The organism is Nocardia coffeae (genome assembly GCF_019890715.1).
Classification (GTDB): domain Bacteria; phylum Actinomycetota; class Actinomycetes; order Mycobacteriales; family Mycobacteriaceae; genus Nocardia; species Nocardia jiangxiensis.
Window position 1 is genome coordinate 125,776 of record NZ_JAINZY010000001.1, and the last position, 14,443, is coordinate 140,218.

Annotated in this window: 7 protein-coding genes; 2 read left to right on the top strand and 5 right to left on the bottom strand. The window is 67.1% G+C overall.

Annotation, left to right across the window (positions count from 1 at the left end; all coding sequences use genetic code 11):
- Positions 1-5 precede the first annotated feature (5 nt).
- Both K7711_RS00585 and K7711_RS00590 read right to left on the bottom strand, forming a co-directional pair.
- Positions 6-6,215 (bottom strand): type I polyketide synthase, encoded by a 6,210-nt coding sequence (locus tag K7711_RS00585; RefSeq protein ID WP_222963875.1) that lies wholly within the window; start codon positions 6,213-6,215, stop codon positions 6-8.
- 476 nt (positions 6,216-6,691) lie between these two features.
- Complete coding sequence (locus tag K7711_RS00590; protein WP_222963877.1) at positions 6,692-8,029, bottom strand: lipase family protein; 1,338 nt, start codon at positions 8,027-8,029, stop codon at positions 6,692-6,694.
- A 203-nt stretch (positions 8,030-8,232) separates the two neighbouring features.
- Here K7711_RS00590 and K7711_RS00595 point away from each other — a divergent pair, with 203 nt between their 5' ends.
- Both K7711_RS00595 and K7711_RS00600 read left to right on the top strand, forming a co-directional pair.
- On the top strand, positions 8,233-9,465 hold the full coding sequence (locus tag K7711_RS00595) for a PucR family transcriptional regulator (RefSeq protein ID WP_222963879.1): 1,233 nt from the start codon (positions 8,233-8,235) through the stop codon (positions 9,463-9,465).
- Between the two features lie 258 nt (positions 9,466-9,723).
- Positions 9,724-10,299, top strand: coding sequence for a hypothetical protein (locus tag K7711_RS00600; protein WP_222963881.1), 576 nt, complete (start codon positions 9,724-9,726; stop codon positions 10,297-10,299).
- 30 nt (positions 10,300-10,329) lie between these two features.
- On the opposite strand, the gene K7711_RS00605 is transcribed toward K7711_RS00600, so the two are convergent.
- From K7711_RS00605 to K7711_RS00615, 3 genes are all read right to left on the bottom strand, one after another.
- Positions 10,330-11,796, bottom strand: a complete 1,467-nt coding sequence (locus tag K7711_RS00605) for an amino acid permease (protein WP_222966504.1) — start codon at positions 11,794-11,796, stop codon at positions 10,330-10,332.
- A 142-nt stretch (positions 11,797-11,938) separates the two neighbouring features.
- The gene (locus tag K7711_RS00610; RefSeq protein WP_222963883.1) at positions 11,939-13,009 is read right to left on the bottom strand and encodes a phosphotransferase enzyme family protein; all 1,071 of its coding nucleotides are present in this window, start codon (positions 13,007-13,009) and stop codon (positions 11,939-11,941) included.
- Positions 13,010-13,034: 25 nt separating this feature from the next.
- Positions 13,035-14,375 carry a purine-cytosine permease family protein gene (locus tag K7711_RS00615; RefSeq protein WP_222963885.1) on the bottom strand — a complete coding sequence of 447 codons (1,341 nt, stop codon included), beginning with the start codon at positions 14,373-14,375 and terminating at the stop codon, positions 13,035-13,037.
- Positions 14,376-14,443 lie beyond the last annotated feature (68 nt).

The following is a 14,443-nucleotide window of genomic DNA, read 5'->3' on the forward strand; positions in this document are numbered from 1 at the left end:
AGGATTCACGGCTGCGTCTCCGGGCTGGTGATGAAGTAGCTGTCGAGGTGATCGCACAGCGCGTGCGGATCACGGTGATCGAACACCGCGGCGGGCGCAAGCGGAATTCCCGTCGCGGCCTTGAGCTGATTACGCAACTGGACGGCGGTCAGCGAATCCAGCCCGACATCGCGAAACGATCGCTCCGGGTCGATGGCTTCGGCCGTGTTGTGCCCCAGCACCATCGCCGCCGACGCTCGGATCAGATGCAGCAATTCGGCCTTGCGCGCCTGCGGACCGAGATCCTCCAGACGCACGGTCGACGACGCGGTCGGCGGTTCGGGATCGGGAGTCGAATGGTGCACCAGCCCGCTCAGGACGGCGGGTGTGTTCGCCGACGAGGTGAAGGCCGCCAGATCCAGCGGAGAGGCCGCCAGGACCGATTCGGCGAACCGCGCCGACCGGTCGAACAGCTCCAGCCCCAGCTGATCCGGGATCGGGCGAAGTCCGTTCCCCAGCAATCGGGTTCGGTCGCGCTCGTCCAGTCCGGCGGTCATCGTGCTGGCGCGTTCCCACAATCCCCACGCGAGGGACGTGGCAGGCAGACCGCGGGATCGGCGATGCGCGGCCAACGCGTCCAGGAAGCTGTTCGCCGAGGCATAGACGGCTTGGCCCGCGGTACCGAGCTGACCGGCCATCGACGAATACAGCACGAATGCGGACAGGTCGAGATGTCGCGTCAGATGATGCAGATTCCAGGCCGCGTCCACCTTGGGTCGCAGGACACTGTCGATCTGCTCGGACGTCACGGAGGTCACCGCGGCGTCGTCGAGAACGCCCGCGGTGTGCACGACGGCGGTCAACGGATGCCGGTCCGGCACTGTCTCCAGAAGCGATCGCAGTGCTTGCGGGTCCGACACGTCGCAGGCAGCGATGGTGACCTCGGCTCCGGCGGCGGTCAACTCGTCGCGCAGTTCGGCAGCGCCGGGCGTCTCGGCGCCGCGACGGCTCACCAGCAGCAGATGCCGCGCACCGTGGGCGGTCACGAGGTGCCGGGCCATCAGGGTCCCGAGCGTTCCGGTGCCACCGGTGATGAGGATCGTCCCCTCGGGATCGATCGGCCGCGGGACGACGAGGGCGTTCTTGCCGATGTGCTGTGCCCGGCTGACGTACCGAAAGGCATCCTTCGCCTGGCGAATATCCCACGCCCGCACCGGAAGTGGACGCAGTACCGCCTTATCGAGCAGCCCGACGACCTCCATGAAGATCTCGTTCAGCCGGGTGACGGGCACATCCCGCAGATCGAACGCCCGGTAGACGACCTCGGGATATGCGCCGGCGATGGCGGCGGGGTCGCGCAGGTCGGTCTTGCCCATTTCGACGAAACGCCCACCGTTGGGGTGCAGGCGCAGGGAGGCGTCGATGAACTCGCGCGCCAGGCAGTTGAGCGTCACGTCGACGCCCGCGCCACCGGTCAGCTCCAGGAAGCGGGTCTCGAACCCGAGCGTGCGCGAGGACGCCAAATGGGCGTCGTCGATACCGGATTCACGAACGACGTCCCACTTCGGCGGGCTGGCCGTCGCGAAAACCTCCGCGCCGAGATGCTGGGCCAGCTGCACCGCGGCCATCCCCACCCCGCCCGCGGCAGCGTGGATCAAGATGGATTCGCCCGGTTGCAGATTCGCGAGATCGACCAGCGCGTAGTAGGCGGTCAGGAATACGCCCGGGATCGTCCCGGCCTGCTCGAACGACAGCTGCTCGGGAATCGCGACCAGGAGGCGGTGATCGGAGACGGCGTGCGTCCCGAATGCCGAAGTCACGGTGAACAACCCCATCACCCGGTCGCCCGGTGTGAATGCGGTGACCTCCGAGCCCACCTCGAGCACCACGCCCGCGCCCTCGGATTCGAAGCCCTCGCCCACAACCGCGCGCGGGATCATTCCCGATGCCAGCAGAACGTCGCGGAAGTTGATTCCGGCGGCCCGGATCCCGACCCGAACCTGTCCGGGTTCGAGTGGCGCCTGGGCCTGTGGTGTGGGCGCGAGTTCGAGGGCATCGATCGTGCCCTGATCTCCCGGCCGCAACCCCCAGGCTTCGGAACTGTTGGGCGTCAACAGGTTCCGAGTGGTGTCGGCGGCAGCCAGCCGCGGTATCCAGCCCTGCCCGTTCCGGACGGCGAGCTGTGGTTCGCCGGACGTCACAGCCCCTGCCAGAACCTCGGGCGACAGCTCCGCATCGTCGAGATCGATCAGGGTGATGCGGCCCGGATGCTCGGTCTGCGCACTCCGGATCACGCCCCAGATCGCCGCATGAGTCAGGTCGTGGATCTGCGTATCGTCGTCCACCGCCACGCCGCCGCGAGTGACGACCACCAGCTGGGCGTCGTCCAGGGATTCGATCGACAGCCAGGTCTGCAAATCCCGGACCGCTTTCCGCACGGTCTCCCGCACTTCGGCGGGAACATCGAGATCGTCTGCGGCGCAAGGATATTCCACGACGACTACATCGGGAGCGGCAGCGGCCTCGGACAGTGCGGCCACGGTGTCGAACCGTTGCCACGGGACGGCATTCCCGCGTTCGCCGGATTCGAGGCCGACCAGAGCCCAACGCCGAGATCCGGAATCGGTGGACTCCGAGGCGAATGTCAGAGGCTCCCAGGCGATTCGGAACAAGCTCTCATCCGAAGGATCCGGTCCGGACCGCACGACCTCGTCAGGAAGCGGTCGCAACACGAGCCCGCACAGGTCGGCGACAGGCTTCCCGGCGCCATCGGTCACCGACAAGTTCACCGTCGCCTCGCCCGCACGGGTCAGGTGAACACGCAGCCGCGTTGCTCCGACAGAGTGCAACCGAACGCTGTCCCACGAGAACGGAACCGTGACCGGCCCGGAGTCGTCCAGGAGCGAAACCTGAAGCGCCGCATCCAACAACGCCGGATGCAGACCGTATCCCCGCGCATCCGGCTCGTCGGCGAGGACGACCTCGGCGAAGATATCGTCGTGCCGCCGCCAGGCCGTCCGCAGATTGCGGAACGCGGGCCCGTATCGGTAGCCGCGAGAGTTCAGTCGATCGTAGAAATCGTTCAGGTCGACGGGCTGGGCGGCCTCGGGCGGCCAGGGCTGCACGCCGTCGTCATCCGCGTGCTCGGGATCGCCTGCGGCGAGAACTCCGGTGGCGTGCCGTGTCCACGAATCCCGGTCGGCGGGCCGCGAGAATATCCGCAGCCGGTATTCGCCGTCACCGGCCGGTTCGATATTCACCTGTAGTTCGACCGACTCGTCGGCCGGAATCGGAAGCGGCGCTTCGAGAACCAGATCGACGACTCGATCCCGCTCGACGACCGACGCTGCGTACCAGGCCATTTCGACGAAAGCGGTCCCCGGCAACAACGCGGTGTCCCCGACGACGTGATCGGCGGGCCACCCGAGCCGGTCGGTGGACACCTTCCCGGTGAGTATCGTGCTGTCGGTTCCGGCCACCTGAATTCGGCTGTCCAGCAGGGGATGATCGTCATCACGGCGCGGCTTCGCATCGGACGAGCCGTGCGAAGGAGCCAGCCAGAACCGTCGATGCTCGAACGCGTAGGTGGGCAGCTCCACCCGACGACCGGCCGGATACAAGCTGGACAGGTCGACATCCACCCCGTGCGCATGGGCAGCGGCCACCGACCGATGCACCTGTGCCAGTTCACCTTCGCCGCGTTGCAGGGTGCTCAGCACCGCCGTGTCACCGGAGGCGGACTCCGTGATCTCCTGCATCGCCATCGTGAGCACCGGATGCGGGCTCACTTCGATCAACGCGCCGAACCCGTCCCGGATCGAGGCATCGATCGCGTCACCGAAACGCACTCGCCGGCGCAGATTCCGGTACCAGTACTCGGCGTTCAGCAGCTGCGTATCGATGACGTCGCCGGTCACCGTCGAATACATCGGTATCCGCGACGGCCGCGGCTCGATCGTCGCCAGGTCCGCGAGCAGACGGTCCCGCACGGCCTCCACCGCGGGCGAGTGGGATGCGTAGTCGACCGCGATCCGGCGCGCCCACGTGCCGTCCGATTCACACGCGGCCAGGAATTCGGTCAGCGCCGCGGCGTCGCCGGACACCACACAGTTGCGGCGGCCGTTGACCGCCGCGATAGATACCCGCCCGTGCCACGGTTCGAGCAGATGCTCCAATTCCTCGGCGGCCACGGCCACCGTCGCCATCGCGCCGTTGTCGGCCAGATCCGCGATTGCCTTGCTGCGCAAGGCCACAACTCGTGCGGCATCGGCCAGACTCAACGCCCCCGCACAGTGGGCGGCGGCGATCTCGCCCTGACTGTGGCCCACCACCGCGCACGGTTCGACGCCATACCCGCGCCACAGTTCGGCCAGCGCGATCATGGTGGCGAACAGCACCGGTTGTACGACGTCCGGCCGGTCGAGGCCGGGCGCTCCCGGCGCCCGCCGCAGTACCTCCCGCACCGACCAGCCGAGATGCGGCGCCAGAGCCTCGTCGCAGGCGCGGACCGAGTCCGCGAATCGGGGAACCGTGGCCAGCAGGGTCGTGACCATACCGTCCCACTGCGATCCCTGTCCCGGAAATACGAACACCGGTCGCGCGTGCTGCGTTGCCCGGCTTCTGATCACGGCGGGAGTGACAGCGTCGTCGGCGAGCGATCGCAGCCCGTCCAGCAGCTCGTCGCGCGACCGGCCGCACACGACGGCTCGATGCTCGAATCGGGACCTGGTGAACGCCAGCGACCAGCCCACATCCGCCGACTCCAGCTCCGGCCTCTCCCGCACATGGTCGAGCAGTCGCCGGGCCTGGCCGCGCAGCGCCGACTCGGATTTGGCCGACAGGACCCAGGGCGCCGGAACAGCCGGACCGGGCTCGCGCGAATGCTCCGCGCCGGTCCGCGCGGTCGGCTCCTCCACGATGACGTGGGCGTTGGTGCCGCTGATGCCGTAGGCCAGCACGCCCGCGCGCCGGGGTCCCTCGCCGGGCCACTCGCGCTGTTCGGTGAGTACCGAGACCTGCCCGGAATCCCAGTCCACGCGGGTATTGGGCACATCCGCGTGCAGCGTTCTCGGCAGAATTCGATGCTCGAGCGCCTGGACGACCTTCATCACGCCGACCACGCCCGCCGCGGCCTGGGTGTGACCGATATTCGACTTCACCGATCCCAGATAGGCGGGCTTGCCCACCGGACGATCTCGACCATAGGTCGCGAGCAGACTGCGCGCCTCGACCACGTCACCCAGCCTGGTACCGGTGCCGTGCGCCTCGATCAGGTCGACGTCGGCGGCGCACAGACCGGCGGCCTGCAGCGCCTGCCGGATGACCTGCTGCTGCGCGGATTCACTCGGCGCGGTCAGGCCCGCGCTGGTGCCGTCCTGGTTGAGGGCCGAGCCGCGAATCACCGCGCGGATCGGGTGGCCGTGTCGACGCGCATCCGAAAGCCGTTCCAGCACAATCATTCCGGCGCCCTCGGCGGCGCCGAAGCCGCAGGCGTCCGCGCCGAAAGCCCGGCTGCGGCCATCGGCGGCCAGGGCGGCCTGCCTGCTGAACTCCACCAGCAGTCCCGGCGAGGACAGCACGGTCGTGCCGCCGGCCAGTGCCAGGTCGCATTCCCCGGCGCGCAGGGAGGCCGCCGCCAGATGCAGTGCGACCAGAGACGACGAGCATGCCGTATCCACGCTCAGGGCGGGCCCGGTCAATCCGAGCAGATAGGCGATCCGGCCCGAGGCCACACTCATCTGACCGCCGGTCAGCAGGTGTCCGTCGGCCCCGGTGGTGCCGTAATGCAGCGGCGGGCCGTAATCCAGGGCGAATCCGCCGACGAATACGCCGGTCGCGGTTTCTCGCAGCGAGGCCGGAACGATCCCGGCGCGCTCGATCGCCTCCCAGGCCGTCTCCAGCAGCAGACGTTGCGCGGGATGCATGGCCAGCGCCTCACGCGGGCTGATGCCGAAGAAATCCGCGTCGAAACCGGCGACATCGTCGACGAATCCGCCGCCCTCGACATAGAAGGTTCCCGGACTCCCCGGCGCGGATTCGTACAGCCTGTCCAGGTCCCAGCCACGATCGGTCGGCAAGCCGCCGATCATGTCCTCACCTGCTTCGACCACCCGCCACAGATCCTCGGGCGTATTCACCCCACCCGGTAGCCGGCAGGCCATCCCCACGATGACGATCGGGTCGCACGAACCCGACTCCGTCTCGGATTTCCTACGCGACCATCGATCAGCACTCATCAAAAAATCCCCAATTTCGACACAACGGACAAGCTTCGCGACAGACTCCCCTGAGGACACGCGCATTTGTCCGACCAGCGATGAAGCCGACCCGGTCCCCATTACCGGATACGTCGAATACACCCTCCCGAAGTGTTCATCACATGTGATGAACACCACCGTCCACCCCGTTGGTCAACTTTGCCATACCTAATCCGGCACGATCCACGGCGAACTATTCCCGCACATGGGAAGCATTGTGTGAACGCCGGCGCCCTGCCCAGGCAGGCGCAGGACCCGAGGCACGCACAAGTTCACCAGCAGACGCAGGCCCCGAAGCGGACACAAACACCCGGGAACGCGCAGGCCCCGAGGCTGCCGCAAGCCCCCGAAGCAGCAACGATCCGGCGCCGGGACAAGCGCAGCCCCCGGAACCGGGCGCAGGTTCAGAGGCAGGTCGTGGTCCCGAAGCAAGCAGTGGCCGGAGCAGATGGCAGTCAGGCGCCGGTGAGACGGACCGCCTCGGGGGGTCGGGACGGCTTATCCGATTGCGGGGCAGGAGGTTCCGAGGCGAGGAAGTCCGGTCGGATGGGCTGACCGGTGACCAGGCGGGCCGTGAGGCGGGCCATGGCACGATGCCCCCGGAGGGCGCGACGAGAGGCGGCGACGGAGCGGACCGTTCTGGTACCTATGGGCACAGGGAGCGCAGCGAAGCGGTCGGCGATCCAGTCGAGCATCGCGGGAATTGCGATGAACTGCAAGGGAAGATGCGTACTGAGGCGGTCGCGGAGGTAGTGCACCTGAGCTCCCGCCGCGACGTAGCGGTCGACCAGCGCGTCGATATCCTCGACGGCGATGATCTCGTCGTTGACGCCCTGCACGATCAGTAGCGGCACATCGGGCGCGACCGCCCCGGGCCGGATATCCGCGATGACGCGCTGCATCTCCGGCAATCGCATCAGGGTGTCGACGTCGAGATCCGAGTATCTGCCGACATCCCGGCCCGCGAGCCGCGCGAGCAGCGGAAGTGTCACGCCCACTTCGGCTTTCGCGAGCATATCCAGATACCGGGCGCGCAGTTGTGTGCGGGCGACCGGTTCCAGTTGCGGATAGGCGCGCCGCAGTCCGGCCAGGAACACCATCGCGAATCCGGCGAAGAACGTGCCGTTCAAGCGCACGAAGGCCGCACCCGGGTCACCGACCGGCGATCCGGCCACCGCGCCGACGATCTCGAGTTCCGGCGCGTACCGCGCGGCCACCTCGGCGGTCCACACGGTAGCCAGCCCGCCGCCCGAATAACCCCACAGCGCAACGGGTGTGCTCGCATCGAGGCCGAGCGGCCCGAAGGCCAGTGCGGCCCGAATCCCGTCCAGCGCACGATATCCGGGCTCGCGCGGTGCACCGAACCGCCCGCCGGGACCGCCGTGGTCGGGCACCGACACCGCCCACCCACGCGCCAGTGCCGCCGCGATCAGCGGCACCTCCAATTGCGGAATCGCCCCGAGCGACCGTGCTCCCCGCTGCAACGCGTACGACGGAAAACACTGCGGCGCAAGGGCATCGATCGCACACTGAAAGGACACCAGCGGACGCCGCTGATCCGGCGTCGCCCCGCGCGGCAGCAGCACGGTGGTCACCGACGCTTCCGGCTCCCCGTTCAGATCACAACTGCGGTACAGCAGCTGCCAGGCCGAAACCCGCAGCGGCACAATGCCGAATACGGCCAACTCGACCACGCGACTGCGCAGCAGCGTCCCCGGTGGCCGGTGTTCGAATCCGGATGGCGGACGGTGGAACGGATCACGATCGGGCCGCAACGGCCGATATCCTCGCACAACCGACCTCCATCACCGACGAACCGCGGACCGAATCTACACCCCTTGGTGGAGTTCGGATCGAAATGTATGCCGGGTGAGAGAGCACTGTCACTGCACTCATATGTACAGATATCCGGGATGAGATTGTCTCGCAATACAAAATCCCGTACCGGCACAGCGAAACCTTGCCCTGCCTGCTGTTTCCGATCACAATCGGCGACATGTCCGACGCCCTGCCCAGCACGTCTCGACGCGCCAGTATCGCCATGCGCATGCTCGATCGTCTCCCCCGGATAGCCGAGCGCATCCTGGCCTCGGGACTGGGTGCGACACCACCGGCGGCGGATCTCCCGGACGGACATTTCCGCGAGGTTCTGCCCGCCATCCACGGATGTGCGCACGCCTTTCTGCACTCGGTGGATCAAGGGCGGGAATTCACCCACGACGAAGCCGCGCAATTCATCGTCCCGGTGGTGGAACGCCATGCGCAGGACCGGCTTCCGTTACGTCTGCTGGTCGAGGCGGTGCACGCCTCGGCGCGGCAGGTGCTGCGGGAGGCGGTGGCATTGAGCGATCCGGACGATATGGATCAATTGGTGGATTTCGGCGATCGCATGCTGGGCCTGCTGATGCACATCAATGCGATCACCGTGGAATCCTATGCCGAGATGGAGCAGTCGATCCATCACGCGGAACGCGAGGCGCGCCGGGCATTGTGCCGGGCCCTGCTGCGCGGCCAGATCCCTGGCGAGCTCGCCGTGCGCGCCGGAATCGCACTCGCCGAACGGTATTCGGTTCTCGCGATCGAGCTGCCGCGCACCGAACATCCCGCCGCCGCGGCGCATCTGCTCACCCGGCGACGCATCCGACTGCTGCAGCAGACCCTGGATCAACTCGCCGGAGTCGCCGTGCTGAACACCTTCGACGGCTCGTCCGGAATCATCCTGCTGCCCAACGGTTCCGCCGACGCCGACCACACGTCCTCGACGCTGGCGCGCGAGCTCGCCACGCAGTTCGGCGCCAGTGTGGTTGTCGCCGAAATCCCCGGTGTCGCACGTGAATCCATACCCGGTGCGACACAGCTGGCGACCGAGTTGGCGGCGCTGGCACGACTACTGGGGCGCCCCACCGGCGCCTACCTCCTGGACGATCTGCTGCTGGAATACCAGCTCACCCGACCGGGCGCGGCTCGGGACCGGCTCGCCGAGCGCGTGGCCCCGCTGCTGCGCAGCCCGCATCTGCTCGAAACCCTCGACGCCCACCTGCGGCACGGCTCGGATCGCAAGGCCGCCGCGGCCGAAATCCATGTCCACCCCAATACTTTCAGTTATCGACTACGCCGCATCGCCGAGCTGACGGGCACCGACCCGAGCGAACCCACCGGCTCCCGACTGCTGTCCGCGGCACTCATCGTGCACCGCCTGTACCCGCCGACCGAAGCCGCCGCTTCCTGAACCGCCGACAGCGCACCAGATCGCCGAACTACCCGAATCACGCAGCAATCACACAGCACGCGCGGTAGCTACCACCATAATTCCGTCATACCGTCGGCCAATCCCCGAGATCAGTACATAAGTCGAGGGGGACCGAAATTCATCACCCCGGATGTATAGGCAAATTGTTTGCTAAAAGGTAGCCTTTCGAAACGACAGGGCGGGTCCCGCCCCGTCGATTGGATGTATGCCCAGTACTCGCCGGGGAAGCAGGTAGTCATGGCTACGAACGGACAGCTCAGAGCGGTACTGGCGATTCTGCACGCCGATACCGACGCCGTCGAGGAGCAGGTGTGGCAGCGGGCGATGGCCGGCGCGGACAGCACCGGAGTCGAACACGCCATGCTGGCGGGACTGCTCTACCGGGTGATCGGCGCGGACCTACGGGATTCGCTGGCCACCGCGCCCGATGTCGACAGTCTGGAGGATCGCGCTCGCGCCGCCGGCCCCAGTGCGGTCACCGTGCGGGGCGAGGACCTCTACGGCCAAGCGCATTTCGAGGCGTACTGGCTCACCGATCGCATCGCCGAACTCTACGGCGACCTCGATTCGGTGCCGCCACCGCTGGCCGCGGCGGCCTATACCGCGGAGGTCACCCGCACCCTGCTGCGCATCCATCGCGACCTGCTGGAACACCCCGGAACCCCGGGCGCTCACCCGGGCTGGGAGAGCATTCTCGATCAACTGGACCGCGCCCGCGCGCTGGCCCAGGCGGCGTACGCGTCCGCCGAAACGATCTCGCAGCGCAACATGCGCCGCCCGCCGACCCGCCAGGAATTCCCTGCCGCGCGATGATCCACGACGGCAGGGACGTTCACCCCTGTGTCATCGAGAAGCCTTGCGCAGCAGTGAATGCCGCACGCCGTAGGTGAAGTACAGCCCGAACCCGACGATCATCCAGATCACGAACCGCAGCCAGGTCTCCACCGACAGATTCAACATCAGCCAAATGCACGCCAGCACAGCCAGAATCGGAATGACCGGAACCAGCGGCACCCGGAATCCGCGTGGCAGTTCCGGCCGGGTGCGACGCAGGATCAGCACACCGATCGACACCAGCACGAAGGCGAACAGCGTGCCGATGTTGACCATCTCCTCGAGCGTGCCGAACTGCACGAAACCGGCCAGCACCGCGCAGATCACGCCGACGATCACGGTGATCCGCACCGGCGTGCCCTTCTTACCGGTGCGCGCCAGGCCGCGCGGCAGCAGACCGTCGCGCGCCATCGCGTAGAGCACGCGGGTCTGCCCGAGGAACAACACCATCACCACGGTGGTCAGACCGGCCAGCGCGCCGACGGAGATGATGTTCTTGGCCCAGGTCACCCCGTGCACCGCGAACGCGGTGGCCAGGGTCGCATCCTTGGCGGCCAGATCGGTGTAGGGCACCATACCGGTGAGCACCAGCGAGACCACCACGTACAGCACCGTCACGATCGCGAGCGAGCCGAGAATGCCGCGCGGGACGTTGCGTTGCGGATCCTTGGTCTCCTCCGCGGTGGTGGCGACGACGTCGAATCCGATGAACGCGAAGAACACCAGACTGGCCGCCGCCAGCAGTCCGTACCAACCGAATTCGCTGTTCCCGGCGCCGGTCATCCACGAGAACAGCGTCTGGTGGATGCCCGATCCGGCGCTGCCCGGCTTCGCCGGAGGGATGAACGGACTCAGATTCGACGCCTTGAAATACTTCAGCCCCACGACGACCACCACGGCGATGACGGCCAGTTTGATCGCCACCGCGACCGCCGACACTCGCGAGGACACCTTCGTGCCGATCGCCAGCAGCACCGTGAGCACCGCGATCAACAGCACCGAACCCCAGTCGAAGGACACGGAGCCGAAATGCACGATCGGACTGTGCGAGCCCATCACCTGGCCCAGATACTGGGACCAGCCCTTGGCGACCACCGAGACGGCGAGGGCGAATTCCAGGATGAGGTCCCAGCCGATGATCCACGCGGCCAGTTCGCCGAAGGTCGCATAGGAGAAGGTGTAGGCGCTGCCCGCGACCGGAACCGTCGAGGCGAATTCCGCGTAGCACAGCGCGGTCAGCCCGCAGGCGATCGCGGCGAAGACGAAGGCCAGTGAGACCGACGGCCCCGCGACGCTGCCCGCGGTCTGTGCGGTGAGGGTGAAGATTCCCGCGCCGACCACCACGGCAACGCCGAAGATGGTCAGATCCCAGGCCGTGAGGTCCTTGCGCAGCTTCGAATCCGGTTCGTCGGTGTCGCGCATCGATTGTTCGACCGATTTGGTGCGGATCAGCGCCGCCCATCGTCCGGCCGGCATGCCCGAGGTCCCCCGCTGTCCTGGCTCCGGGATAACCAACGTCTCTCCTCCCTCTGGGCCGCCGCTGCGACGCGATCACATGAGGCCCGAACTTAGCAGAGCCGGTGTGATGCGAATCTCCAGGTTGCCGCCATAATTGGGGTCAGCGCGAGAGTTCACTCAGCAGAGCACGGAAATCTCGGCCACGGTCGGATGCCGACCATTGCAGGTGCCCCAGAAAATAGCTGCGATAAGCGATTTCGGCATTCTCCCGATTCGGACTGATCAGTACCGAAAGGAAATAGTCGATCTCGGAGAGTTCATAATGGATGTGGACCAGCGGGAAGGTTTCGGGAAGCGCCACACGCTCGTACTCGGTGAGCGGACGGATTGCGCGGTAGGCCCGCAGGAATGCGGTGAGTTGCCGAATGTGGACGCGGACCGGTTCGCCGCGACGCAATGCGAGCCAGTCGATCGCGAAACGCTCGATCGCGGTGGCGAGGTCGAAAACCGCCGTGGTGCGATCGGCGAGACCGAAATCCAGCACCGAGGTGATTTCGTCGCCGCGCCACAGGAGATTCGTGCCGTGCCAATCATTGTGTGTCCATAGCGGTTCCAGGCCCGACAGGTCCACCGCGCCGGGTGCGGAGGCCGCGCGCAGATCCGCCCGCCAATCCCGTTCGGCCAGGAACTGCGCGAGAGCGGGCCGGGCGGCGAGATGACGTTCGACGGCCGCGACCGGATCGGCGCACAGCGCCGCCTGCAACGGTCGCAGCGGACGCGCGGGTGCATCGTAACCTTCAGCGGCACAATGTATCCGGGCGAGCATGGCACCGGCCGCGGCCGCATGTTCGCAGGACAGATACGGCGACCAGGAGAACGCGTCCCGATATCGATCGACCCCGGCGCCCGGAACCTGGAATTCGTAACTGAACTCCGCACCCGTGCACGACCACACCTCGGGCACCGGAATCCCCTGCGCCCGAAGATGTTCCATGAACGCGTGTTCCTCGGCGAGCGCACCGGAATCCCGCAGGCCCACCGGTACCCGCTTGACCACCCGCCGCACACCGTCTGCGAACCGAACCAGAGCAGTCGTCGACAACGGCCGCGGACTGTGCCATCGGATGTTCTCGGCCTTGTCGTTCCGCGAATCATGTTTCCGCAGAACGTCGTTGATCTCCTCGAGGGTCAGTGGCGGCCAGTCGGGCTCGGCGGTCGGGGACGTTCCCATGCCGAAGACCCGATGATCGTCACCTTCACGCACGGGTGAACCGGCGTTCGGCGAGCACCAGCACACCGGTGGCCAGGCCCGCGACGACGAAGGAGAACAGCGATGCCGAGGACCACCAGCCCGGATGCACGTCCAGAGCGTTCTGGGCGTGCGTCCACAACTGTGCCCACCAGCTGATCGAACCGGGATTGAGCAGCTGATAGACGGCGAAACCCAGCAGCCACGGCAGCAGCATGAGCGGGCGGGCCGGCGCGTTGTCGTCCAGATTCCAGCCGCGTCGGCCGCGGCCGAAGAAGTAGTCCACCACCAGCACCGCGCACAGCGGGACGAACACCGAGCCGATCAGCAGCAGGAAATTCGAGAATCCGGTGAAATCGTGCACGCCCAGCGCCAGCACGGTCGCCAGCGCACCGACCGCGCCCGCGAGGATCCGGCGGTCCACCCGAGGCAGCAGATTCTGCAGCGACATCGCCGTGGAATAGACATTGGCGAAGGACTGATCCGATTCACGCAACACCAGAATCGCGAAGAAAACCCACCCCGCCCCGACGCCCAGGAAGGTGTCGAAGATCCGGTTCGGGTCGCCGCCCACCTGGATCAACGCGACGACACCCAGGAGATAACACCAGGTCTGAGCCACCGAATAACCCAGCATCGCAGCGCCCGAGGCGGCGCGGGCGGACCGCGCGTGCCGGGTGTAGTCCGCGGCCAACGGCACGAACGACACTGCCACGGCCAACGCGGTGTCCACGCCGGGGAAGAATCCGCTCCACGACGTACCGTGCACCGGCGGCAGCGGATTGCGCAGCAGCTGCACGGTGAAGTACAGCATCGAGATCGCCACGGCCACAGTCACATACCGGCGCAGAATATGCAGCACCCGCAGCGGCCAGATCGACATCGCGGTACACAGCACACCGGCCGCGATGATCACCGGCGCATGCCCGACCCGCCCGTGGGTCAGCGCCAGAACTCCGCCCGCGATGACCGTCAGCTCGAACACGCCCCACCCGATGCACTGCACGATATTGGCGAGGGTCGGTAGATAGGACAGCTTCGTCCCGAACAGTCCGCGGAAATTCGCCATCGCCGGTGCGCCCGTGCGCGCCCCGACCGCACCGGCCGCGACCACCATCCCGGTGCCGAGCACGGTTCCCAGAACCGTCGCCAGCAGTGCCCCCAGGATCGGCAACTGCGGATGCCCGGCGGGCTGCAATACGTACACCGCCCCGGTGAAGCCGATGAGGCTCACCCCGAGGTTGGCCCAGAAGGCGGTCTGATCGGCGAAGGACAGGCTGCGCGGCGGCTCGGTCGTCAGCACCAGCGGCGCCTCATCGGTCCGGCGCCGTGGTCGGATGATCGTCATAGCTTTTCCGATGCTACGGGTCGGACCCGCCTGATAGGGCGGCCCGATCGATCCGACGGGGGTGCGAT

Bases quoted from the DNA above. Each gene is read 5' to 3' on its own strand.
- K7711_RS00585 (WP_222963875.1), bottom strand. From the start codon at position 6,215: ATGAGTGCTGATCGATGGTCGCGTAGGAAATCCGAGACGGAGTCGGGT.
- K7711_RS00595 (WP_222963879.1), top strand. From the start codon at position 8,233: ATGTCCGACGCCCTGCCCAGCACGTCTCGACGCGCCAGTATCGCCATG.
- K7711_RS00600 (WP_222963881.1), top strand. From the start codon at position 9,724: ATGGCTACGAACGGACAGCTCAGAGCGGTACTGGCGATTCTGCACGCC.
- K7711_RS00605 (WP_222966504.1), bottom strand. From the start codon at position 11,796: ATGCCGGCCGGACGATGGGCGGCGCTGATCCGCACCAAATCGGTCGAA.
- K7711_RS00610 (WP_222963883.1), bottom strand. From the start codon at position 13,009: ATGGGAACGTCCCCGACCGCCGAGCCCGACTGGCCGCCACTGACCCTC.
- K7711_RS00615 (WP_222963885.1), bottom strand. From the start codon at position 14,375: ATGACGATCATCCGACCACGGCGCCGGACCGATGAGGCGCCGCTGGTG.